We start from the raw sequence: 24,337 nt of genomic DNA on the forward strand, positions 1-24,337 counted from the left end.
TGAACGATGGAAAAACAGCCTGTTTTCTATCCTTTATGCCCCCAACCCTACAGCTGCCATGCGCCCATAGCGAGATTCCGTCAGATCTGGGACACAGACGGATATTTGTCACTTACAAGCACAACAATACTATGCTCTGCAAGCTCATACGTATTATCTGCCATATATTGAGCCTGCTTTTGCTCCACAATATCATCGGGACTGGCCAGCGCCGTGTCGATAATTCGTTTCCAACATTTGCCCTTACCCACTACGGGTACTTGAAAGCGAAGCCTGACAAAATCCATATTCATCATAACATGAATGTCATGGGCATCTTCACCTGACCAGATAGTAAACGCCAGGACACGTGAGGCAGGATCATCCCAGCCCGGTTTCGCCAGCTGACAGCCGTGCCATTCAATGTCCTTTTTTCCATGCCGATCTGTGCTGCCGCTAAAGAAGCGCTCCCTTCTGACATTGGAATATTGTTTGCGAAACGCAATCATGCGTTTGAAGAAGCGATGCATCTCGGCATTCTTTTCGAGTAGTTCCCAGTTAAACCAGGTGATTTCGTTGTCCTGGCAGTAGGCGTTGTTGTTTCCGTGCTGGGTACGACATACTTCATCTCCGGCGAGCATCATGGGAACTCCCTGTGAGATAAGGAGGATAGTCAAAAAGTTTTTTATCTGCCTGCCACGTAGTTGTTGTATTTCTAGATCCTGGGTCTCGCCCTCTACTCCATGATTCCAGCTGCTATTATAATTGAGGCCGTCTCTGTTATCCTCCCCGTTCATTTCATTGTGTTTCTCGTTATAGGATACCAGGTCGTTGAGCGTGAAACCATCATGGCAGGTAACGAAGTTAATGCCATTAATCGGTCTCTGCCCCGGCTCACTGAAAATATCCTGGCTGCCGGCTATGCGCGATGCGACGGTCCCGATAATTCCACGATCTCCTTTGACAAAGCTACGAATGGTGTCTCGATATTGTCCATTCCAGACCGCCCAGCGATAACCAGGGAAATTCCCAACCTGGTAGAGCCCCGCCGCGTCCCATGGCTCGGCAATAATTTTGGTGTCAGCTAATACATCTGAAAGTTCAATTGACCATAGCACTGGCGCATATTCCATTGGCTTCCCATCGATGCCGCGACTTAAAATAGAGCCCTCATCAAAGCGAAAACCATCTACATGCATTTCTCGCACCCAGAAAATCAGACATTCGGTAATCAATTTGGCGACAATAGGATGGTTGCAGTTAAAAGTGTTTCCACAACCCGAGTAGTTGAGATATAGGCGCTTGTCCTGGGGATCAAGAAAATAATAGATACGATTGTCGATTCCTTTGAAGCTGATAATTGGCTCGTTTTCGTCACCTTCGCCAGTATGATTAAAGACGACGTCCAGGATAACTTCGATGCCCGCTCGATGTAAAGCCTTGACCATGTCTCTAAATTCGTCGATATGCCGTACACCCTCCGCGTCTATGCAATAACCAGGGTGAGGAGCAAAATGGCAGATTGGATCATACCCCCAGTAGTTGCTGAGAGGCTCTCCCGTCAAAGGATTGACCCGGGCCACGCTGGTTGGATCAAACGCAGCTACTGGCATTAATTCTACCGCGGTAATTCCCAGGTCCTGTAAATAGGGGATTTTCTCTATCAAAGCGGCAAATGTTCCGGGATGGGCGCTATACGATGAAGGCGAGCGGGTAAAACCACCAACATGCATCTCATAAATAATGGTTTCACTCATCGGCCTGTTTAAGCATTGATCCCCTTCCCAGTCGTAGTTTGAAATGTCAACCACCGTGCTTCTTAAAGAGGTTTCAACGTTGTCGGACTCACCAATGGCATTGCTCCTCTGCCATAAGTCGGCAGTGATCCCTCGACAATATGGATCTATCAGAACTTTGTTGAAGTTAAAGCGATCACCGGTTACTTCGGTCTGCGCCGATCCAAAGATACGATATGCATAATGCGTGCCCGCCTTCACCCCCCGTACATAAACATGCCAGAAGTGAAATGTTCGATTTTTAAGCTGGTCTAACAGGATAGTTTGAATGGGAATGGTGTCATTGCTCTTCTCAAAGAGTAATAATTCAATATTTGTGGCATGCTCTGAAAATATTGAGAAATTTACTCCATTCGCGTCTGGCGTGGCTCCTAAAGGACGTGGGCGACCTGCTTCAACAATATACATTGCATTTCCTTCCTATGTGATCCTGCTATATATAACGTTGTATAACGTTGAGTCGCTGCAATGGTTACTCTACTACTGAAGATTTTCGTCCTGATATCCTATCCTGAAATCAACCCTTCAGCCGATGCTTTCTCTCATCTTTCATCCTATACTCCTGAAGATGGATTCGTTATTAGATTGGGCTCATTAGTGTTGGCTACGTATCTACCGTATCTCCATCTCTGTTGTATTCCTGGCATTATCGCGGCAAACCTTCTTTGAGATGATGCTAAAGGTGGGAGGAGTAATTATCCGATGAAGCATGTAGGCCTTTTTGTACTCACGATCCTGTTCTTTACGCTTATCTGTATCCCTCACTCAGTTTTGTCATCTTTCGCATCTGCTTCCACTAACCCTGCCTTGACTCGGCTACTGCTGGCCACAGAACAAGTCTCTCATGATATTCCTCTCGATAAAGATGCTACACTCATTAGCCATAAGCAATTTGCTTGCCTGATCCGCCTTATCCCTCCTCGCTGCTATACACCACAGCAGATTCTACAGGCTTATCAGATTCGGCCATTATTTGAGGCCGGCATTACGGGCAAGGGTCAGACGATCGCCATTATCGGCTTTTTTCAGAGCCCTCATCTCTTCACTGATGTGCATATCTTCGATCAACTCTTTGGTCTGCCAGATCCCCATCTCACTATCTTTGCTCCTTTAGGATTAACACCCCTCAATAGCAGTAACCGCAGTCAATTGCTCGCTGCTCAGGAGATTAATCTCGATGTGGAATGGGCCCACGCCATCGCGCCAGACGCAAAGATCAATCTTGTTTTAAGCAAGTCGGCCGGTATTGAAGACCTGTATGCCACTACCCGCTTCGCTATTCAACATAATCTGGGTGATGTGCTCACGCAAAGTTTTGGCTTTCCCGAAACCGCCGTTTCTGCTAATATGCTGCGTAAAGAGCATGCCCTATTTGAGGAGGCACGAGCCAGGGGCATCTCGGTTTTTGCCTCCTCCGGGGATCGTGGAACGCTGGAGCCGGTATACAATAATACGTTAAAGCTTATTTCTCTGGGCCCGGGAGTGGAATATCCCGCCAGCGATCCTTTGGTAACCAGCGTAGGAGGCACACATTTATCATTGTCGCCATCAGGAATCTATCAGCAGGAAGAAGTCTGGAGTAACAGACTTGGCTCAACCGGAGGCGGCTTTAGCCGTCGCTTTCTACGTCCCTCTTATCAAGATGGCTTTGTTGGCGCTAGCCGCACCCGTGGCGTGCCTGATGTGGCCTACGTTGGAGATCCCATAACCGGGGTTCCCATCATCTTTAGCCTGAAACAGGGGCCGGCCTTTATCCCGATTGGGGGAACAAGCGCGGGCGCGCCGCAGTGGGCCGCCCTGACCGTATTGGGTAATCAATTGGCGGGAAGAAGGTTGGGATTTTTAAATCCTTCACTTTACGCATTGAGTAAAAATCCTCTCTACCCACATGTCTTCCATGATGTTTTGAGTGGTAGCAATACCTTGACGGTCCATGTCCAGAGTTCAACCGTCTCGTTCCCTGGCTATAATGCCCGGCAGGGATGGGACCCTGCGACAGGGCTCGGCTCTCCAATCGCCAATCGGTTACTGATTGCGCTGGCGCAGAGCAGGTTATTCAATCCGGTCACCTTACACTATACGAAAAAAGCGACCTCAGTACGCATGCATATACCGCAGTGGCAGTATCCTCACCCTGCTTTCTATGGCTTCACAAGGCATAGACACTACAGGCGAATCTATCGGCAGGCCCTTATTCGCCATGGCGAACACCTCCATTGTCCGCTATACGGCTACGTTTTTTTCCACTTCTACCACGCCTATACTCCCAGACGCTTAATTCGCTAGTTATACACAATACACTGCATAAAAGAGACATATCCTGACTCCTCTGGTTTACCAGCCATCTCTTCCTGGAGTCAGTCCTTCTCAAGCGTACCATTGATATAGTCAATACGGCATTCACATGGTACGCTATGCAGTAATAGAAATTCGATCACGAACAGCAAATTATCCGGAAGTTAGCTGCACCTGGACAAGACCTTTTTCGCATTGGTCTTTGCTGGCAGTACAAACTTCATCAGGAAGGACCAGACAAATATGCCAATGTCCAAACGTTGTATCCCCTATACTCCTCGCAATCGCGAGGTAAAAGATACAGTCTTTGCGCTTGTCAGTACTGCGGGCGTCCATCTACGCGAGCAAGAACCATTTCATGTTGAGGGAGATAATAGCTGGCGTCTCATCCCTGGCGATAGCGAGAGTCGCCAGTTGATGATTACCCATAGCCATTATGACCACCATGATGCCGATGAAGATATCAATTGTGTCTTCCCACTCGATCGCTTACGCGATCTGGCGTCGCAGGGGATCATCGGTGGCGTTAGCGATAAGCATCTGGGCTTTATGGGCTTTACGCAAAATTTTCGCGAGCTCTATGAAAAAACAGCGCCCGAAATGGCGAAGATCATACTGCGCTCTAAAGCAGATGGCGTGATCTTGACCGCGGGTTGCCCTCTCTGCCATCGGGTGGTTTGTTCTATCGCTCGTGAGATCGAGATAGTTGGCATTCCGACGGTCTTGATTACGGTCGCACCGGAACAATCAAAACAGGCTGGCCCTCCACGCGCGATAGCGCCCCGGCACTTTAAACTTGGCCATAGCCTGGGGGGTCCCCACCAGGTTCACCTTCAACAACAGGTGCTATTGGATGCGCTAAAACGCTGGGAGACGCGTGAGGAGCCAGGTCAGATCTGGGATATCCCCTATCCAGAATATAATAGTAGCGACTGGCAACCTATCGATCTGCAGGAAAGCTAGACTGATAGGTCAGAAAAAGATCGCCTATCCACAACGTTAGGAGCGTCCTGGTTTTGTAAGAACATACCAGGTTTAAAGATGTTCGCATTAAACTACATTGGCCCTTCTAACCATATTTCTCAGAATAAATGCCTTACGAAACAAAATAACCTCGTCCTTCGTATAATATAAAAAGCTAAAAACAGGTGGAAATAGGTCTAGACATTATGGATGAAGAAATCAACAATTCGCCAATCCTGATTGTAGACGATGACGCGGCTCTGTTACAGGCTCTTCCCCAGGTCGTAGATCTGCGTATGAAGAATGTTCAGGTAGAGACAACAGATTCAGCACAACATGCACTTGAGCGCGTTAAAGAGTTCGATTTTGATGCGATTATCAGCGACATAAAAATGCCCGGGATGGATGGCATTGAGTTACTCGCGCATATCCGTGAGCTACGCCCTGATACGCCGGTGTTGTTGATTACCGGCCACGGGGATCATGGCCTGGCCATTCAGGCTATTAGAGGGGGCGCGTACGATTACATTTTGAAGCCTATTGATCGTGATGCGTTCGTAAATGCGCTGCAACGCGCGATCCAGACACGACAGCTGCGACGTAAGGTTACCGAACAGCAGCTGGCGCTATCTCTTCATGCGAAATCACTCGAACGCCTGGTGGAAAAACGCACCAGTGAGCTGGTTAGCGCCAATGCGACCAAGGATAAATTCCTTGACATTGTCTCTCAAGAATTGAAATCCCCCCTCTCTAATTTGAAAGGCATGACCCAGTTGATGCTCCATCAGTTAGAACGAGGAGATGCGACAACAGCGGTACATCAGGGCCTGGTTGACATGGAGCGTTCTATTACACGTACCGAGGTGCTGGTCCAGGATCTGCTTGATACGTCGTTAATGGAGACAAACCTGTTTGTTTTGCATCGTAAGCGCTATAATCTGGTGGATCTGTGCCGCGAATTGCTCGATGCCTATACAACGCGCGCCGTTCTTTCGCTCAATTGCGAACTGTTAGGTGATCCTATTGTAGTAGACATTGACAAGGATCGTTTCTCACAGGTCCTTATTAACTTACTCTCCAATGCACGCAAATTTTCTAAAAAAGGCTCCCCCATTACCATTACACTTCAGCAAAGTGGCTATGAAGTTATCGTTTCGGTTCAGGATACAGGCATCGGTATACCAGAGGAGTATCTTCCCAATATCTTTGAGCAATTTTTCCGTGTTCCAGATGTCAGGATCCAGTCAGGGAACCGTCCAGGTCTGGGCCTTGGTCTGTTTATTGCTCGTAAGATTGTGGAGCGCCATGGAGGTCATATCGAGGTGCAAACGGTGCTTGGGCAGGGAAGCGTTTTTAGCGTAGTGCTCCCCGTTTATGTTGACCCAACGGTTATCAACCAGTCGGATCCTCCTCCTTCACTCCACACCCAGGCCGTCTGGACCATTACACATTAAAACTTTCACGCTGCACTCTTGAGCTTTCTCATCAGCAGTGTCCCAAGGCCCTTTCTGAGGTAGCACATCAGGGAAGCGCATGTGTCCCTGTCGCACTCACATAATTTATAGAGGCAACCGAACCAACAATGGCGCTTCATGCGCCATTGTTGGTTCGGTTGCCTCTATAAAAAACCAGGGCTGCCGCGTGTGCGGCAGCCCGAGCAGGGTCCAGGGGCGGCAGCCTCTGGCGGGGTTTCAGGGGTGCCCCCTGATTTTCCCTCTCCTTGTGCCGCCGTCAGGCGGCATAAGCGGGTTCAAGGAGCAAGTCCCCTGAAAACCTATACTTGAAAGGCTATCACGCCCCCAGTAAAAAGTGTGTCTGACACCCTCACAGCTTTCGTAAAGATTCAAAGAGATCTTCGTTATCCGGCATCTCACCTGGCGAATGCTGTACTTCAATATAGCGGATAACGCCTTCTTTATCGATGACAAAGAGGGCTCGCTCAGGCATTCCAGCCGCGTGCCGCACCCCATACAGATCAACCACAGCGCCTTGAGGATAGAAGTCTGAGAGCAAAGGGAACGTTGTATGCATGGCTTGAGACCAGGCGTTTAGCGCATACGTGCTGTCCATACTGATACTCACGACTTCGGTGTCAAAATCATGAAAGCGCTCAAGCTCAGCTTCGTATGAGGGCAGTTGCGCGGAACACACACTGCTAAACGCAAATGGCACAAAAGCCAGAACGACGTTCTTCTTGCCACGAAAATCCTTGAGATGCCATTGCTCACCTTTGGCAGCCTTCAGTGTAAAGTCAGGCGCAATATCTCCCACTCTCAGAGTTTTCGTTTCGGTACGGTTTTTACTGTCCATGAGAAAATCCTTCCACTAAAATATTCCTGTTTCATTCAGGAGCAACCATACGTCTTGTAGTTATGGTTACGATGAAAGATAATGTTTCTTGAACACGCTGTTCGCGATTGTAGCATTGCCACTCAATACTGTCAAATCTGCGTAAAGAGAGGATTTACAAACTTTTGTTACCCCAAAAAGCTATACCCGATACAGAAGATAAAACCAGACTTTCCTATGTAAAAGCACAGCAGAAATTATCCCAACCTGGTGGTCTGGCAAGCACTATTCCAGTTGTTATTATTACTTTGCTGATGTTTATTGGCGCTGCGGCCCAGGGTTTTTGGCCATTGACCGATCCTGCTCGCTACCAGTGCTACGCCCTTACGTTTTGGCTTGGGAGCAATGCCACTCACATGCTACCATCAGTACAATGTTCTTTTTTGAACCTGTCAGGCTCTCACCCGGCATTCCATATGCTTCCACTCGAATATCCTCCACTTACGCTACTACCATTCTCCCTCCCTCTCCTTGCCCCTCTGGCCTACTACCAGGTGGCGTTTGCCTTTCTTATGTCGCTCGTTATTATATTTATTTACTGGCTGATGCTGCGCTACGGACCTCCAGGAGGAGCGGTCGCTTTTCTGGTTTTCCTCGTGATTGGTGCCTGTGCACTGGCCCCTATGCGCTACGACCTGTTGCCGGCCGCCTGTACATTGCTTGGTCTGATTATGGCCCACCAAAAACGTTGGCGTATGGCTTATGTCATGCTGGCCATCGCGGTACTGCTGAAGATTTATCCAATTCTGCTCTTTCCCGCTTTCTTTATCGCGGAGCAACAAAGCACTGAACGTATCTATGTGCCTGCGGATAGCTCCTTGCGGGGTTTACCTTCCCATCTCTATCGCACATTGCTGGGATGCGTGCGCTGGCGCTGGTCCAACTGCCTGTTCTTCTTTGTGCCTTTGCTGGCAGTTACCGGTTTTTTCGCGCTGCTGGATTTCCAAAATGCCGTTGTCAGCCAGGTCTCCTATTTTTTGCACCGCCCCATCCAGGTTGAGTCACTGGGGGGAAGCCTGCTCTGGCTGGCTCATCTGGGCGGTCTGAACTGGCGCATTGTCTATGACTTCGGCTCGATCAATATGTATACATCGCTCAACAGCCTTGTTGCGCCAGTATTGACCGTTCTATTTGTGCTCGCGGTGGCCTATATTTTCTGGCTGCAATGGCAGTCGCGCCTCACACTGACTCAGACGGTCATTGCTCTGACACTGGCGTTTATTACGACGGGTAAAGTGTTTAGTCCTCAGTATCTGATCTGGCTTATCCCTCTGCTGGCCTATGCAGGCGCCTTTAATAAAGCCTGGACCATCCTCTGGGGATCGGTGTCCCTTTTGACAATGTTCATCTATGTAGCTTTTTATTCACAAATTCTGAACTCGACACATGTTCATATGCCTGTCGGATTTTTTGAGGTTGCGTTCATCCGCAATATATTGCTCGCACTACTAACCCTGGCCTATCTTTTTAACTGGTTTCGTACACGTGAGCAGCAAACAATCACACCACTATGCCCTGAATTAACACCACCTTCTTTCTCAACTCCATTTACACCACAGACACCAGAATAACCTCGTACACATCTCAATATCTTTGTCTCCCACGCAGAAAACATAGTACACAATCAAGAACAGACCGGCGTACCCTCTTTTCTGGGTACGCCGGTCTGTTCTTATGTGACGTCTCAACCTGTTTTGCAGGTTATGCTTGCCTGTTGGAGTGGGCAGTGATAAAACGCAATACCCGATTCCAGGCGTCAGTCGATGCCTCCGCGAACTCGGTGGAACGGCGGTCGAAGAAGCTGTGGGGAGCCCCTGGATAGGAGATGATTTCATGCTCTATCCCGGTGTTGCCTAGTTTCTGATCCAGCGCCTGCACCTGGTCATTGGGAATTCCCTGGTCGGCACCACCAAAGAGTCCAAGTACTGGATACTTAATTTCACCCGCGCGATCAAGCAGGGTCCCTTTGCCATCCATGTTGCGGCTCATGCCTGCATAGAAACCGACTAAACCGGTAAATCCCAGATCCTGGGTGCCGCTCAACATTGATAAAGTACCACCCAGACAAAATCCTACGGCAAACGTGGGTGCGTTCCCTCCCTGGCTGCTGTGCAGATACTCCTGAGCCGCCTTTACATCTGAGAAGAAGGTTTCAAGATGCATTTGCTGCACATGCGGCATGTACTCAAATGAGTCATTGCGTGCGGTGAGACCAGCGGTACGCCCAAAATAGTCTATCGCGACTGCCTGAATGCCGGTTTCAGCAAAGCGGAGCGTCAGTTCTTTATAAAACTGATGCAACCCACGTACATCTGGATAGATAATGACCTGAGCACCCAACGGTTTATCAGGATAGGCACTATAGGCGGCAAAGCGCGTACCATCAGCAGCGGTCAGTACGATATCTTCACCATGGGCACTACCACCATCAACAGGGGGCAATGGTGGGCGAGCGTTGTCATCATAACACATATTCTACAATTCTCCTTTTCTTCTGCGTTACAAGTCGTTTCCGTGCCACTACTTGCTACATGTATAGGATACAATTTCTAGCACGCATCGGGTTACATCCAGGTTGCAGAAAAGGGCATGTAAACGTTCCTCGACACGCAAATGTTCCCCGTAGGTGCCGGGCTTGCCCCGGCTTTGCTGATGGTCACTTGGCCCCTTCGACAGTTCCGCAGGCATATGGTATGATAGCACATACGCTAAAGCACTGATAACACAACTCTCGCTCGTTAGCGCTAAATCTAATGACCCCTCTCTTTATTAATGTGTAGTCAGGAGATGCCAATACAAATGAGTACTCAAACGCGTGTTAACATGCAAAAAGGGATTGTGTCAAAATATCGTCCTTTTACACCTATCAACTTGCCCGATCGGCAGTGGCCTTCTAAGATGATTACGACCGCGCCTATCTGGTGCAGCGTAGATCTGCGCGATGGCAATCAGGCCCTCCCCATACCGATGAGTGTGGAGGAAAAGCTGGAGATGTTTGACCTCCTGGTGAAAATCGGATTTAAGGAAATTGAGGTCGGCTTCCCTTCCGCATCACAGACGGAATATGATTTTACGCGCCGCTTGATAGAGGAGAACCGTATTCCCGATGATGTCACTATCCAGGTACTGGTGCAGGCAAAGGAGGAGCTCATCTATCGCACCTTTGAGTCTCTACGCGGTGCTAAAAAAGCGATTGTACACATCTATAACTCTACATCGGAGCAGCAGAGACGCATCGTCTTTGGTCTGGATAAGCCAGAGATCGTGGGGATCGCTGTGCGTGGTGTCCGGTTGATAAAAGAGCTTGCTTCTACACTCCCAGAAACGGATATTACTCTGGAGTATTCACCGGAGAGCTTCTCGCTCACTGAGATCGATTTCGCCCTTGAGATCTGTGAGGCGGTCGTGGATGTGTGGCAGCCAACGCCGGAGAAAAAAATTATTTTGAATCTCCCGACGACTGTAGAGGTTTCAACCCCTAATATCCATGCTGATCAGATTGAATGGTTCTGTCGCCACTTGCGCAACCGTGATACGGCTATAGTTAGTTTGCACACCCATAATGATCGTGGAACCGGTGTGGCATCCAGTGAGCTTGGCCTTATGGCCGGAGCAGAACGAGTCGAGGGCACGCTCTTCGGAAATGGTGAGCGTACCGGCAATGTCGATATTGTGACACTGGCATTAAATATGTATACCCAGGGTGTCGATCCAGGTCTCGATTTCAGCGATATTCAGGCGATCCAACAGGTGTACGAGAAATGCACTCGCCTGCCTGTACCTATGCGCCAACCATACGCGGGTGAACTGGTCTTTACCGCTTTTTCAGGTTCCCACCAGGATGCGATTAATAAGGGTATGAATTCGCAGGAAACGTCGTCCAGCGAGCTCTGGGATGTGCCTTACCTGCCTATCGACCCAAAGGATATCGGTCGTTCCTATGAAGCGATTATTCGCATCAATTCTCAATCTGGTAAAGGTGGCGTGGCCTACCTGATGGAAAGCGAGTTTGGCTTGCAGCTGCCAAAGGCGATGCATATCGAGTTTGGCAAGGTTATCAAGCAGCTGGCCGATACTCGCGGTTCTGAGATTCTCTCAACCGAACTTTTTGCCACCTTCGAAAATGAGTACCTGGCACGCACAACACCTTTCGCCCTCCAGGCATTTGAAAGCCGTGCCATGATACACGATGATGGATCAAAGGATATAGAGTGCGTGGCTTGTGTCGAGGTCGATGGCGTCACCAGAGAGATTAGAGCACGGGGCAACGGTCCTATCGATGCGTTTGTGCGCGCGTTAAATGAGCATGACCTGGCTTCCTTTAAACTCCTTACCTATACCGAACATGCTGTTGGTCAGGGCGCTGAAACGCAGGCCGTTGCCTACATTCAACTTCAGACAGCATCAGGCACCTTCTTTGGCGCCGCCATGGATTCCAATATCGAAATCGCCTCGATTAAAGCGGTCTTGAGTGGCCTCAACCGCTCCCAGGCCTATGCTTGATCAGGCCCGCTCTTGCTTGTTCTCTCCGGAGACATGCCACATACCTGTGACTGCCCCGGAGAGAACAACCGGCTCTTTTCTTCCACTTTCCATTAAACCCTCCTGCCCCTAAAAGTACCACACATTTCTCTTTTTTCATCGCAGCTTCTAGAATATAAGAAAGATGCTTGTAACATCTTTCGAAATGAGCACTTTGAGATGGACCTCGATAGCTACTATGAGAAAGAGAGATCGAGAGTGCAGATAAGCGCCGATAACTATGAAATTTCTTTTAATCCACAACATCCTGAACAAATTCGTATCTATGATACCGAAACCGCCAATGTATTAGACCTTTCTATAGACGAAGCATTCTCACTTCTTCAGGTTATGCTTAAACATCGCGGGGAACTGTATACCCAAAAGCATGGCTAGTTCGGTATTTTCAGCATAAAAAAAGCCTCCCGGTTCGGATCGGGAGGCTTTTTTTATGCTCGTTGGATATGTGTATCGCTCATGAAATAAATTTAGCTACTACATCTAGCAATTCATCTATATCAAATGGCTTGGCGATCACTGCGACATAGTTACAGTCGATCTGACTAAATGCTTTATGTACCGCAGTCATAAAAATGAGTGGGATCGTATGATAACGTGGATTAGCCGCCATCCTTCGGCATAGCTCTCTTCCATCTAACACGGGCATCATTACATCACACAATACGAGGTCTGGACGCATTTCTTCTAAGCAGATTAACCCTTCCTGTCCATTACTAGCGGTCATGACCTCATATCCTTCATCTGTAAGTACATCCTGCAACACTTCGATAATTGATATTTCATCATCGACAACTAGAATAGTGTTCATTGCGGCTCCTTCTGTGAGGTTAGAGAATCACCCATCGCAGATTGTTGACCAGTGCTCTCACCAGAATGCGCAATCCCTGACAAGATGGCTTCCGCACTGGTAAAAGTAGCATCAACATCTAAGCCGCTATCGCTTATACGGAATTCTCGTATAGAAGGATCGTATTTGCTTTGCCGCATTTTCATAATGGAGATCAGTCGGTATAGCTGCGAATACAGTTCGACATGTCGCAAAAGGACAATGTTTTCAACCAGGGCGGCCATTTTACTGATCGGTGCGGGCATTGTAATGGTTGGATTCAGTAAATCCGCTAGCTCTATCGTCCAGATGGTTGTGACATCCAGCTTCCGCAGCGTGATAAATAGCGATGAGAGAAAAAGGTCCATGCGCTCCTGCGAGGCGATAGCGTTCTGAAAACCGGATAATCCATCAATAACTAGCCGCTTCACTTTTTTTCACGCACGGTTGCTATAATCTGTTCGCCCAGAACATCAATGATGTCTTCCGTTGGCGACTGCGTTAGAATCTCCAGGTATCGGCTCACCGCTTTGTCATCAATGTTCAATTGTAATTCAACCAGGCGCCGCTTTAGCTGTACCGGGGATTCATAAAATCCAAAGTAAAGACTCTGCTCTTGTCGCCTGACGCCAGCCCCTAAGAAATGCAAGCCTAATAGCGTTTTTCCTGTGCCCGGTGCCCCTAGTACCGCCGTCATTGACCCTGTTGGTACTCCCCCCTCTATCATTTCATCTAAACGGGCCACGTCAAAAGCCATCCTTCCTGCTGACTGAAGTGAGGTTAGCGAAGTTAGCAGAGGAATGGGGCTGGTCTTCATGAGCGATTCTGCACGTGGATAAACTCCGATTCCTCGCCTATCAATAATATATGAGTGGCGGCCTTCAAGAAAACCACTGCCACGAAATTTGCGTATCTGTATCTCACGAAGCAAGCGCCAGTCATGCAAATGCGTAGTGAGATGAAAAAGACCATCGACCATGGTGTGCTCCGGCTGATCATAGATATCTCTGTCATACTGGGCCAATAACAACGTCGTACAGCCGGCGGTTTCTGTGGTTACACTCAAAGCGTGCAGGAATTCTTTGCGTTCTCGCAAAGAAGCTGCATTTTGCTCAATAGTCATTATCCCATCAATAACGAGCAATGTAGCTCGCTGCCTACGAACTTCCTTGCGAATAAGCTTTGTCAGCGCATCCAACCCCTGTTGCTCCAGGGTGGTATAACCGCTGAGATAGGTAAGCTTATCAGCTAGCGGGTCCCCCGAAAAAAAAATCGAAGGTCTGCATGTGCGCCAGCATACGGCTATGCATCTCCGCCAGCAAGGTTAAATATATAGCGCGTCCTCCAGTGGCGATATGATGAAAACACATTTGATTGCCAAAAATCGTTTTACCAGCTCCCGGTGGTCCCATGAGCAGATATGTCTCTCCCTTGATCAACCCGCCATGTAAAAGCTGGTCAAACCCTTCAATCCCACTGGGTACACGCTCTATTGGTGCAGTCTGATTTGTAGTATCTGTCATTTACACACTCTCCTCATTTAGTTACGACTAAAGTATTAGGAGTCGTTTCAACTTGCTATTTGGTATTTATAATAGCGGTATATAGACATGGGGTGGCGCTTGAGCTCGTTTACCGCGCCTGAATAAAATTTTTTTCGCGGTAGTATTATATGTAAATACTTGATTGCCTTTCAAATAGGATATCAGATGGCTACAATAGAGTAGGGATAATTTCTGCCATGTCTATTGTTATAGAAACAAGAACAAATTTATACGCTTATTTTTGGTTACTCTCCTAAAAGGAATTTACAATGTCACTTCCTCTTTCTATTCTTGATCTTTCGCCGGTCGACTCGGGTTCAACCAGTGCGCAGGCGTTACATAATACGATTAAACTGGCCCGCCTGGCCGATCGATTAGGCTACACACGGTATTGGTTGGCCGAACACCATAACACGAGCATGACGGCCAGTCCAGCTCCAGAAATCATGATTGGGCACGTGGCCCAGGCCACCAACCGCATTCGCGTGGGTTCGGGAGGTGTTATGCTACCTAATCATTCTCCCTTGAAGGTAGCTGAAAACTTCCAGATGCTGGAGGCATTGCACCCTGGACGCATTGATCTAGGCCTTGGCCGGGCTCCCGGAACCGATCCCAGAACGGCGCTAGCCTTACGCCGCTCCCGCGAAGCCTTGAGCGCCGACGACTTCCCACAACAATTGGCTGAGCTTCTGACTTTTTCAGGTGCGGACGAAACCTTCCCGTCGGGTCACCCCTTTAAATCGGTGAGGGCCATTCCAACTGGTGTCCCTCTTCCGCCTATCTGGCTATTGGGCTCAAGCGATTTCGGGGCACAGGCTGCGGCTGCGCTGGGGGTTGGCTTTGCCTTTGCCCATCATATCAATCCTGATTTCGCGCTGCCAGCCATCCAGATGTACCGCGATCAGTTTACCCCGTCTAAAAACATGCAGTCTTCCAGGGTCATTCTGACGACCGGTGTTATCTGCGCCGAGACCGATGAGCAGGCGCAGAATTTGGCTGCGGCCATGGCTCTGGCCTGGTTGCGGCTGCGCACAGGTCACACGGGTCCTCTGCCATCTCCAGAAGAAGCCCGCAACTATCACTACACAATGGCGGAACAGGCAGTTGTCAGTGAGACCCGGCGTCGACAGATCGTTGGTCGTCCCGAAGTGGTACGCGAGAAATTGCTTGACCTAGTGCAGCGCACCGGTGCAGATGAGTTGATGATTTCTGCTATGGTTTATGGACATGAAAATCGAAGTAAAGCCTTTGAATTGCTGGCCTCGGCATTTCAACTGCCCACTTCGATAGAAGATACGACAACGCCCGCATCCAGTGAAGCTGAACGTCAGGTGCCTTCCCTCTAAATCAGCATGTGTGATCGGTGGGGCATCTACGTCTGCCTCACCGATCATTATGACAGGCTATGTACTAAAGCACGGCATACAGCGCACACTCATCGCAGTACGCTGATTCATGTCCAGATTAAAGGGGGAGATCAGTGAATCTCATCGTGGGGACTCGGATAGGGCTTTAAACCCCAGGCCGGACCCAGTTGATCCGCCGGCGCCATTAGCTTCTGGGCCTTTTTAGACAGCGCCAGCATGACAAGCTCTACGGCTGCGTGCAGGTCTAGTATCCCGGTGTTAATAGTGATGTCATACAGATGGGCATCATTATTATCCCGACCATATTGCTCTTTAATGTTCTGCTGCCTCTGGTGTTCTTTTAGTCTGATGCGCTCCCCTGCTGCTTTTGCATCCAGGCCTTCACGCCGCATCACATAAATAATGCGCTGTGGCAGCGGAGCTACAATACATACATGCAGAACGCTTCTATCAGTTGCCAGTACCGCTTGTGAGGCACGGCCGACAATAACTATATGACCCATATCAACGGCGGTACGCAAGACCTGCCCTAGCGCATGACTATAGGCGAGATCATTCACTGAAGGTCCAATAACCTCGCTCAAGGCGACCGGAGGCATAAAATATTGGGTTGCCTCGAATAGGCGTTGCGCAAACCCTTCTACCTGCTCATCATGTGATTGTGCGGCAGCTCTGCTGATATCCAGCTTCTGCGCGACAAGTTGGATAATCTGTGCATCCAGCAGTTTCCACCCCAGGTGGTCAGCGACCATGCGCGCAATCTCGCCTCCCCCACTGCCATATTCTCGCGTTACTGTAATGCCGCGCATTTCGTTCATTCGAGATAGATCATCGGCCATAACTTTGCCTCTCCTTTGCTACTAGCAATAATCTTGCCTGCTAACAGCATATCCCTCTTGCCATACACTGAACTCCTCCAATCAGGTGATTCTACTGGATGATTTCAGAGTTTTCACCATAAGGCTATCAGGCATAATAAAACGCTCGCCCTACAACTACTATAAGAAAATTTTCGGAAATTCATTCACTGCCTGATTTACTTTTAGGAAAATTTAAAGCTTGACAAAATCAATTGCAATATGTTATATAGTTAATAACTAATAGCGATAACCATTTTTAGCATGCCCTCCAGACATTCACAGTGCTATATGAGAGAGGAAAAATTGTGATGGATCATTCAAGCCATCTCCAGAAGCAGTCAGCACATATGGCGGAGATAAAACTTTCAGAACGCATCAGGCAGCAACAACGAGAGCAGCAAACATTTAGGAATGATATGACTTCTGATAAAGTGCATCTTTCCAGACAGGCACTCTCACTCATTTTACTCGCCATCATTGTAGCTGCCATCATTGGTATAGTCGTCTTATATCAATTCCTCCATTAATCGACGACCTTATAATAACTGCCATTCTGCATCTTTAGCGCAAAACAACTATCATATCTCTGCTTTTTAAGTGACCTGTCATGCCCAAAAGGACAGTCAGACACTGTCCTCTCGTTCGATGCCATATCCATTCCTATCGCCTAAAGTATGGGTAGGAAACAACAGCTACCACTTCTCTCACAGCGAAAGGAAGTTCAGGATATGACTGAGACGCTATCACATACCGCAGTAATTACCGGGGCATCACGAGGCCTTGGCCGCGCACTGGCACGCGCATTCGCCCGGCAGGGCTGGAATCTGCTGTTGGATGCCCGTCATGCGGAACCACTTGAAGCGGTCAAAACAGAATTACAGGCACTTACCCGTGTACTGACTCTCACCGGCGATGTAACAGATGCGTCGCATCGCCAGGAGTTGCTGGAGGCGGCACAGTCACTGGGCGGCATCGATGTACTGATCAACAATGCCAGTATGCTCGGCCCAAGCCCACAGCCCGCTCTACTCTCCTATCCCTTAGATGTTCTTGAACAGGTGTATCAGACAAACGTTATCGCGCCACTGGCTCTGATTCAGGCACTCCACCCCCAACTCAAGCCCACAGCCTGCATTATCAATATCTCCAGTGACGCCGGACAGGAAGTGTACGAGGGTTGGGGTGGCTATGGCTCCAGTAAAGCGGCTTTGGAGCATCTTTCCGCCATCCTGGCAGCAGAACAACCAGGAATTTCCATCTACTGGGTCGATCCAGGCGACATGCGGACCGATATGCATCAAGCTGCATTTCCTGGAGAGGATATCAGTGATCGGCCATTGCCCGAGGAGAGCGTGCCCGGCATTCTACAACTCATCACCCAGCGTTACCCCAGCGGACGCTATCTCGCCCGCTCACTACCAGCAAGGAACCAATAATTATGATGTATGTCAATGCTGACTCGTTCCACGCTCCGGATGTGATACAGTCGATGGATTTTATTCTGCCGCCCGAACTAGAGGCAACCATGCCGCCTGAAGCGCGTGGGCTCACCCGCGATGCGGTCCGACTCATGGTCTCCTATCGCTCAGACGATCACATTGTCCATAGCCGCTTTCAGCATATCGGCGCTTTCTTGCAAGCTGGCGATGTTGTGGTCATTAATACCAGCGCGACAATGCGGGCTGCGGTTCCGGCGACACGCGATGATGGTACATCTGTGGTCGCGCATCTGTCTACGCGCCTTCCAGCTGATCTGTGGGTCGTTGAGATTCGCCAGTACGAGGGAAAAACAACGCGCCCTTTCTTCCATATTCAGCCTGGAGAGACGCTATCCCTACTCGATGGCGCGACCTTGACGTTACATACTCCCCATGATCAGCATTATCGTGTCCTCGATAGGAGTAGTAAGGGATCTCCTCGCCTATGGATTGCAACCCTGCATCTCCCAGGCGCTACGATGCTGGAAAGTTATCTCAATAGTCATGGTAGTCCTATTCGCTATAGCTACGTCAGGGATGAATGGCCGATCGAATATTATCAGACCGTTTATGCGAATGAGGTCGGGAGCGCGGAGATGCCATCAGCGGGGCGCGCCTTTACGGCGGCCTTGTTGACTAGTTTAATCGCCAACGGTGTACAGATTGTCCCGCTGCTGCTGCATACGGGAGTTGCCAGTCTGGAGGGCCATGAGCTTCCCTATGAAGAGTTCTACCGCATTCCCGCTATAACGGCCCGGATGATAAATATCGCCAGACATGAAGGAAGGCGCCTGATTGCCGTGGGTACGACCGTTGTACGCGCCCTGGAAACGGTGACTACAACCGATGGCGTTACACATCCGGGCGAAGGCTGGACACGGACTATCGTCACGCCAGAACGTGGCATACATAGTGTCGATGCCCTGTTAACAGGATTTCACGAGCCACAGGCAACCCATCTAGCTATGCTGGAAGCACTCGCCAGTCGACACCATCTACAGCTAACCTATCAAGCAGCACTCGAGCAGGGCTACCTCTGGCACGAATTTGGCGATCTCCACCTGATCTTGCCATAATGAAGTTATCATGAGTTGCGTTGGCTGATGGTCCCATTACTTCCCAAATGGGAGCATCAGCCTCTATCTCAGATCCTCAAAAGAGATCTATGTTGTTAGTTTAGTATGCTTCTCAGCTTGCCCAAAAGCATGTTCCGTGCCGCTTCAGCAATGGTTGCGTCCATGCCATGCTGATCTGCAATCCTCCACTCGTAGTACATCTCTCCGCCACATGTCACGTAAGGCGAGAATTCTGCCGATGTATCAATACTCCGCAGCGAATCTAAAAGCTGCAAGGCAGACTCTTCATTATCAATGTTACCCATCTGACCCAGAATAGCACCTATCCTTTCATCCTTTATACGAGCAGCGAGCAAAGTTTTTCGCTTCTATCAGGGTATTTCTTTTTTAAATTGTCGAAAGCGGTAATTATCGTATTTTATTGTATATATATCATTTCTTGATGATGGGCCGGCTAATGGAGTAACCTATAAGAAGATATAAAGACTTGTAGATCCGTCAGCCACCTTTTTCTTAAGGAGCATGCATGTCCACGAAGGTTATATTAGATACAGACATCGGCAGCGATATCGATGATGCGGTCTGCCTCGCCTATCTGCTCGCCCAGCCAGAATGCGATCTGCTGGGCATTACTACTGTCACAGGTGAGGCACAGAAACGTGCGATGATGGCCAGTGCGTTGTGTAAGATCGCCAACAAAAACATTCCCATCTTTCCAGGTGCCGAAAAACCGTTGCTCATCCAGGCTCAGCAGCCAGAGGCACCTCAGGCAGCAGCATTAGATAAGTGGGAACATGATACGGCATTCCCACAGGGGGAGGCCATTGAGTTTTTGCGCCGGACTATTCGTGCCCATCCTGGCGAGGTGGTCCTGTTAGGTATCGGGCCCCTGACTAACCTTGCCTTGCTGTTCAGCGTTGATCCTGCCATTCCCGGACTCTTAAAGGGACTCGTCCTGATGTGTGGCGTATTTACCGATCAAGTGGCAGGACAGCCTGAACGCGAGTGGAACGCGCTGAACGATCCCCATGCGACGCGTATCGTTTATCAGGCCCCGGTACACCGCCATCGTTCGCTCGGCCTCGATGTGACAACCAGGGTAACGATGAACGCAGACCAGTTTCGCAAGCGGTGCACCGCGCCACTCTTACAGCCAGTTCTGGACTTTGCCAATGTCTGGTTTAAGGGACGCGATCAGATTACCTTCCACGATCCCCTGGCCGCGACGTCCATCTTTGATCCCTCCATCTGTACCTTCACGCCCGGAACAGTAGAAGTAGAGTTGGATAACAAAGAGCTAGCGGGAAAAACATACTGGAGGGATCATGGGAATTCTCCAGAGCATGAGGTTGCTCTGGATGTCGATCCCCAGCGCTTCTTCGATGCCTATTTCCATGTCTTTTAAACGCTGAAACAAAAAAAACAGGAGGGGCACTTGCCCTCCTGTTTTTTAAACGGTCGGGGTGGGAGTGGCTTTCGCTTTTGTGCCGTTCCTGGGCTGCACATCCAGGTAGCGATCAAGGGTCTGGGGCTGCTTTAACATGCGGTTAATCAAAGTGTTAAGCTGCTTTTGTGTCAGATTGCCACTATTGACCGCTGGCTGAAATCCTTGCTGAAAAGCGGTTTTCACCATTGTCTGCAGCTGGCTGTTGGAGATTCCTTGCGAGGAGGCGATGCTGCTCAGTGTCGTTCCCCCTTTCAGGCGCGCTACCAGTTGGTCGACGGGCAAGTGTAAACCCTGGGCAATCTGGCTGCGAATCGTGCTCCGATACTGCGCCAGGTAGGGGGCATAGGCGTTTCCGTTCGCGGTCCTGGTAGTAATTGCGGTCGGTGTGGTACTGGCAACGGGCGTAGCTGCAGGCGCCTGATTGGATGCGCTTGCATTCAGGTTGGGTAAGATCACCAGCGCACCAATAATCAGAATAAGCAAGACAAGGATGCCCACACCCCCAGTCAGCAACATTTTGTTGTTTGGACGCTTCCCTGGCGCCCCGGTAGTGGCTGGCGGTAGGTTTCCCCTAAAAGGAGGCGCTGGTTGGACAGGATTTTGAGAAAAATCGGGCCCCGGCACCGCAGATGGTCCAGGTTGCCCATAAGCAATGGTGGGGGCATCATAGTCAGAGGGTGGAAGCCCCACTCGTGGGGCTCCAAAATCCTTCTGCATGGGCACGGTTCGCTGGTCATCTTCTGGCTCGGGATAATTGTGCGTCTGCCCATCATCGGATGGAAAATTAGGATTATATGACATAGCTCAGTTTCCTCACTTAATGCCGATCTTTATTATCTGCTTGAGATGCGGAAGAGCCAACTGTACGTCAGTTAGCCTGTACCCTGAGCATTATACAGAAGATATCCATTGAAGCCGTTTAGAAAAACTCAAGAAAGCTTCAAATTTCCCTCATGGGCATGAACCTATAAAAAGGGGATGCGGAACTTGAGCGCCCCCCGCAGACGCCAAAAGATCGATAACGGTGGGATCAGCACCGATGTAACGATCATTTCAGCGACATGCTCGGGCCGGTGATTCGTGTTGCGCAGACGTCGCAGACAAAACTGGCTGGTAAACCATAACCAGAGTCCGATCCCTACCACTGCCTGCCGCTTTGATCGCCGTAGCAGGCCATGCATGAAGAATACATACGTGCCAAGGATGCGGTAATAATGCCATGGTGGCTGAGCTTGAATCCTGTTTCGATATAGCTGGGGATGCTTCTTGTAGAGCAGGGCATTGAACATGCTTTTCCGCTGCTGCTGGATGCTGACTCCCCATTTGCCAGGGCGCACAGGATGGATCACAATCGCTTCTGGTTCGTATGTCCACCTGCGCTTCTTCTCAAGCAAAGCAAAGAAGAGATCTGAGTCTTCACGCCATGCCGCCGTAAATCGCTCATCGAAACCGCCTACGCTCTCAAGGCTGCTGCGCAGGTAGAAACAGTTGGCGGTGGCAAACTCGCTATTCTCCAACTGCGCAGTGCTACATTCATAGTCGCTGGGATTCTCTGGCATCGGCACAACGATGCGCCCGGTTACCGCCTCAACATCCTCAGTGAATGCGGCTCGTCCCGCCTGTAACCAGCCGGGATCGGGAAGACAGTCATCGTCTGTAAACGCGATGATGCGTGCGGTACTCTGCCTCCATCCCACATTGCGAGCCGCCGCCGGGCCTCGACGCGCCGTGGACAGGTAATGGATACAGACTCCAGCCTGCTCTCCACATCGCTTCCAGCGCTCAACCTGCTGACGCGTCTGCAAAGAGACCGCGTTATCAACGATAAGGATGTCATAACAGAAATCGGGATGCCTCTGCAGTAAGAGTGCCTCCAGGCAGCGCTCTAATGCAGCAGGGCGATTATAGGTTGGTACAACAATCGAGACATCTACACTCATCAGGCCGTCTCCCTCGGCTTCTGGAGCAGAAACGACCCAATTACCAGGGCGTCCAGCGGTGAGGTCCAGAAGGATTCGATAGCGTCCCGGGGCGTACAGACGATGGGCTCTCCGCGAGTATTAAACGAGGTGTTGACCAGCACCGGTACCCCGGTGCGGCGTTGAAAGGCTTTGATTAGATCGTAGTAGAGTGGATGCTGATCATGCCGAATGGTCTGAATACGAGCGGTTCCATCAATATGGCGCACGGCAGGAATCTGCTCGGCTCGTTCGGGATCAACATCATAGACAAAAAGCATGTAAGGGGATACGGAACCATTGACAAACCAGTTCGCGACTTCCTCTTCCAGTACTACCGGCGCAACCGGACGGAAGTCCTCACGATCTTTGATGTCGTTGAGACGATTCTGCATTTCAGCCTGAATAGGCGATGCTAGAATGGAGCGAGCCCCTAACGCACGAGGCCCAAATTCCATCCTCTGCTGATACCAGCCAATAACTTGATTATCGACCAATATATCCGCGACCTCTTCGGCGATATTGTCCAGCCTGCGATAAGGGACATGCGTCCAGCGTAAGAACTGCTCGATCTCTTCATCAGAAAAAGCGGGTCCTAAAAATGCGTGCTCCATTACATAGCGCCGCTCATCGCTTTTCCGTTCCTGTGCGTCGATATGCAGCGCCGCTCCCAGCGCCGTTCCGGCATCGTTGGCGGCTGGCTGCACCCATATATTGCGGAAGGGCCCGCGGTCCCGCAAGCGAGCGTTGAGTACACAGTTTAATGCAACCCCGCCAGCCAGACAGAGATTCTCCATGCCTGTGGCCTGCTGAAACCAGGTAACCAGCTCTAGCACGGTTTCTTCCAACACTACCTGCAGCGAATGGGCGATATTATAGTGGCGTTGCTCTAAGGGTCCTCCCTTTAAGCGCGCCGGCCCAAAGAGCTCTTTCAGGTCTGCCTTGTCTATAGTATAGTGGCCTTCCCCTGTGAGATGAATCAGGCCGCGAAAGGTATCAGCATAATGTGGCTTTCCATAAGAAGCCAGGGCCATGACTTTATATTCATCAGAGGAATGGAGAAACCCTAAATATTCGGTCACCTGTTCATAGAGGATTCCCAATGAGTGCGGCATGTTGACCTGGCTCAGGCGCTCTAGCGTGTTTTTGTGCCCGATGCTATAACTGGTGACAGCCTTTTCCCCTCGACCATCAAGCACGAGTACAGCGGCATCCTCAAATGGTGAAGCCAGAAATGCGCTGGCCGCATGGGATAGATGGTGCTCTACAAAATGCCACTGGTAGCCCCCCTGGGACCGAAAACCACGGAACCGTGGTTGAAGGTGAAGAGGAACACCACCCGCCAGTTGACGGGGCGCGTTGACAATAGATGAAAGAAACAGGGGATCCCAGGGTGATTCCCAGGGAGGCGCAACAGGATGAGCACTCGGCTCAAGTGGCAATATCAATTCTGTTTCTCGCCCCGCTGGCCCGAGCAATAAAAAAGGATCATATGAATAAGCGATGTGCTCTACATCAATCAGACGTATATTAGCTTCCTGCAAACAGTAGTTGATGGCATGGAAGGGTAATTCATATGTGGAGAAGGGGATTGGTCGTTTGCCATGCTTGATATGGGTAAAGCGCTCTTCTTCAGCGGCCGCCAGCACCTGCCCGTCTTTGACCAGACAGGCCGCAGGATCGTGATAAACCGCGTTTATACCTAGAGTGTACATGTTTTCGTCTCCTGGTGAAAAAATTTCCTCGCTTCTACACTAACTCATCCTCTTTATGATACGCAATAGACTAAAAAAAGCGTCTCATCCATTGAAGTATTCAAGCCTAATATCGCACACTTGTTGCCTTTGTGAAACTGTT

General features: G+C 49.8%; 23 protein-coding genes. 11 read left to right on the forward strand and 12 right to left on the reverse strand.

Going from position 1 to position 24,337, the window contains the following annotated elements:
- Nucleotides 1-80: 80 nt before the first annotated feature.
- Complete coding sequence (gene glgX, locus AABA21_RS14180; RefSeq protein WP_338251103.1) at nt 81-2,183, reverse strand: glycogen debranching protein GlgX; 2,103 nt, start codon at nt 2,181-2,183, stop codon at nt 81-83.
- 294 nt (nt 2,184-2,477) lie between these two features.
- Here glgX and AABA21_RS14185 point away from each other — a divergent pair, with 294 nt between their 5' ends.
- From AABA21_RS14185 to AABA21_RS14195, 3 genes are all read left to right on the forward strand, one after another.
- Nucleotides 2,478-4,061 (forward strand): S53 family peptidase, encoded by a 1,584-nt coding sequence (locus AABA21_RS14185; RefSeq protein ID WP_338251105.1) that lies wholly within the window; start codon nt 2,478-2,480, stop codon nt 4,059-4,061.
- Nucleotides 4,062-4,313: 252 nt separating this feature from the next.
- The gene (locus tag AABA21_RS14190; protein WP_338251107.1) at nt 4,314-5,033 is read left to right on the forward strand and encodes a glycine/sarcosine/betaine reductase selenoprotein B family protein; all 720 of its coding nucleotides are present in this window, start codon (nt 4,314-4,316) and stop codon (nt 5,031-5,033) included.
- Between the two features lie 206 nt (nt 5,034-5,239).
- Nucleotides 5,240-6,487 (forward strand): ATP-binding response regulator, encoded by a 1,248-nt coding sequence (locus tag AABA21_RS14195; protein ID WP_338251109.1) that lies wholly within the window; start codon nt 5,240-5,242, stop codon nt 6,485-6,487.
- Between the two features lie 370 nt (nt 6,488-6,857).
- Here AABA21_RS14195 and AABA21_RS14200 read toward each other — a convergent pair whose 3' ends face one another.
- On the reverse strand, nt 6,858-7,343 hold the full coding sequence (locus tag AABA21_RS14200; RefSeq protein WP_338251111.1) for a peroxiredoxin: 486 nt from the start codon (nt 7,341-7,343) through the stop codon (nt 6,858-6,860).
- Between the two features lie 164 nt (nt 7,344-7,507).
- Here AABA21_RS14200 and AABA21_RS14205 point away from each other — a divergent pair, with 164 nt between their 5' ends.
- Nucleotides 7,508-8,953 carry a glycosyltransferase family 87 protein gene (locus tag AABA21_RS14205; RefSeq protein WP_338251113.1) on the forward strand — a complete coding sequence of 482 codons (1,446 nt, stop codon included), beginning with the start codon at nt 7,508-7,510 and terminating at the stop codon, nt 8,951-8,953.
- Nucleotides 8,954-9,083: 130 nt separating this feature from the next.
- Here AABA21_RS14205 and AABA21_RS14210 read toward each other — a convergent pair whose 3' ends face one another.
- On the reverse strand, nt 9,084-9,854 hold the full coding sequence (locus tag AABA21_RS14210) for a dienelactone hydrolase family protein (RefSeq protein WP_338251117.1): 771 nt from the start codon (nt 9,852-9,854) through the stop codon (nt 9,084-9,086).
- 351 nt (nt 9,855-10,205) lie between these two features.
- Between AABA21_RS14210 and leuA the strand changes: the two genes are divergently transcribed.
- Together leuA and AABA21_RS14220 are read left to right on the forward strand one after the other, a co-directional pair.
- Nucleotides 10,206-11,885, forward strand: coding sequence for a 2-isopropylmalate synthase (gene leuA / locus AABA21_RS14215; protein WP_420917189.1), 1,680 nt, complete (start codon nt 10,206-10,208; stop codon nt 11,883-11,885).
- 198 nt (nt 11,886-12,083) lie between these two features.
- Nucleotides 12,084-12,299 carry a hypothetical protein gene (locus tag AABA21_RS14220; RefSeq protein WP_338251120.1) on the forward strand — a complete coding sequence of 72 codons (216 nt, stop codon included), beginning with the start codon at nt 12,084-12,086 and terminating at the stop codon, nt 12,297-12,299.
- A gap of 79 nt (nt 12,300-12,378) precedes the next feature.
- On the opposite strand, the gene AABA21_RS14225 is transcribed toward AABA21_RS14220, so the two are convergent.
- From AABA21_RS14225 to AABA21_RS14240, 4 genes are read right to left on the reverse strand one after another with little or no spacing between them, the layout of a single operon-like run.
- A complete protein-coding gene (locus AABA21_RS14225; protein ID WP_338251122.1) occupies nt 12,379-12,732 on the reverse strand; it encodes a response regulator in 354 nt (117 codons plus the stop codon).
- Nucleotides 12,729-13,181, reverse strand: coding sequence for an RAD55 family ATPase (locus AABA21_RS14230; RefSeq protein ID WP_338251124.1), 453 nt, complete (start codon nt 13,179-13,181; stop codon nt 12,729-12,731). Before AABA21_RS14230 ends, AABA21_RS14225 begins: the two co-directional genes overlap by 4 nt.
- Nucleotides 13,178-13,948 carry an ATPase domain-containing protein gene (locus AABA21_RS14235; RefSeq protein WP_338251126.1) on the reverse strand — a complete coding sequence of 257 codons (771 nt, stop codon included), beginning with the start codon at nt 13,946-13,948 and terminating at the stop codon, nt 13,178-13,180. Before AABA21_RS14235 ends, AABA21_RS14230 begins: the two co-directional genes overlap by 4 nt.
- A 46-nt stretch (nt 13,949-13,994) precedes the next feature.
- Nucleotides 13,995-14,273 (reverse strand): RAD55 family ATPase, encoded by a 279-nt coding sequence (locus tag AABA21_RS14240; RefSeq protein ID WP_338251128.1) that lies wholly within the window; start codon nt 14,271-14,273, stop codon nt 13,995-13,997.
- A 290-nt stretch (nt 14,274-14,563) separates the two neighbouring features.
- On the opposite strand from AABA21_RS14240, the gene AABA21_RS14245 reads away from it, so the two are divergent.
- Complete coding sequence (locus AABA21_RS14245; protein WP_338251130.1) at nt 14,564-15,640, forward strand: LLM class flavin-dependent oxidoreductase; 1,077 nt, start codon at nt 14,564-14,566, stop codon at nt 15,638-15,640.
- A 131-nt stretch (nt 15,641-15,771) separates the two neighbouring features.
- On the opposite strand, the gene AABA21_RS14250 is transcribed toward AABA21_RS14245, so the two are convergent.
- Nucleotides 15,772-16,500 carry a cytidylate kinase-like family protein gene (locus tag AABA21_RS14250; protein ID WP_338251132.1) on the reverse strand — a complete coding sequence of 243 codons (729 nt, stop codon included), beginning with the start codon at nt 16,498-16,500 and terminating at the stop codon, nt 15,772-15,774.
- 329 nt (nt 16,501-16,829) lie between these two features.
- On the opposite strand from AABA21_RS14250, the gene AABA21_RS14255 reads away from it, so the two are divergent.
- The 3 genes from AABA21_RS14255 to AABA21_RS14265 all read left to right on the forward strand — a co-directional run bounded on the left by AABA21_RS14255 (nt 16,830) and on the right by AABA21_RS14265 (nt 19,075).
- Nucleotides 16,830-17,048, forward strand: coding sequence for a hypothetical protein (locus AABA21_RS14255; protein WP_338251134.1), 219 nt, complete (start codon nt 16,830-16,832; stop codon nt 17,046-17,048).
- Nucleotides 17,049-17,249: 201 nt separating this feature from the next.
- Nucleotides 17,250-17,957: an SDR family NAD(P)-dependent oxidoreductase gene (locus tag AABA21_RS14260; protein ID WP_338251136.1), complete on the forward strand. Its 708-nt coding sequence runs from the start codon at nt 17,250-17,252 to the stop codon at nt 17,955-17,957.
- Nucleotides 17,958-17,959: 2 nt separating this feature from the next.
- On the forward strand, nt 17,960-19,075 hold the full coding sequence (locus tag AABA21_RS14265) for an S-adenosylmethionine:tRNA ribosyltransferase-isomerase (protein ID WP_338251138.1): 1,116 nt from the start codon (nt 17,960-17,962) through the stop codon (nt 19,073-19,075).
- 95 nt (nt 19,076-19,170) lie between these two features.
- Here the strand turns inward: AABA21_RS14265 and AABA21_RS14270 are convergent, their stop codons facing one another.
- Nucleotides 19,171-19,380, reverse strand: coding sequence for a hypothetical protein (locus AABA21_RS14270; protein ID WP_338251139.1), 210 nt, complete (start codon nt 19,378-19,380; stop codon nt 19,171-19,173).
- A 221-nt stretch (nt 19,381-19,601) separates the two neighbouring features.
- Between AABA21_RS14270 and AABA21_RS14275 the strand changes: the two genes are divergently transcribed.
- Nucleotides 19,602-20,480: a nucleoside hydrolase gene (locus tag AABA21_RS14275; protein WP_338251140.1), complete on the forward strand. Its 879-nt coding sequence runs from the start codon at nt 19,602-19,604 to the stop codon at nt 20,478-20,480.
- A gap of 45 nt (nt 20,481-20,525) precedes the next feature.
- On the opposite strand, the gene AABA21_RS14280 is transcribed toward AABA21_RS14275, so the two are convergent.
- The 3 genes from AABA21_RS14280 to AABA21_RS14290 all read right to left on the reverse strand — a co-directional run bounded on the left by AABA21_RS14280 (nt 20,526) and on the right by AABA21_RS14290 (nt 24,195).
- The gene (locus AABA21_RS14280; RefSeq protein ID WP_338251142.1) at nt 20,526-21,323 is read right to left on the reverse strand and encodes a hypothetical protein; all 798 of its coding nucleotides are present in this window, start codon (nt 21,321-21,323) and stop codon (nt 20,526-20,528) included.
- 164 nt (nt 21,324-21,487) lie between these two features.
- Nucleotides 21,488-22,462 (reverse strand): glycosyltransferase family 2 protein, encoded by a 975-nt coding sequence (locus tag AABA21_RS14285; RefSeq protein WP_338251144.1) that lies wholly within the window; start codon nt 22,460-22,462, stop codon nt 21,488-21,490.
- On the reverse strand, nt 22,462-24,195 hold the full coding sequence (locus AABA21_RS14290; protein ID WP_338251146.1) for a carbamoyltransferase family protein: 1,734 nt from the start codon (nt 24,193-24,195) through the stop codon (nt 22,462-22,464). Before AABA21_RS14290 ends, AABA21_RS14285 begins: the two co-directional genes overlap by 1 nt.
- Between the last annotated feature and the right edge of the window lie 142 nt (nt 24,196-24,337).

It is taken from the genome of Dictyobacter halimunensis, assembly GCF_036245075.1.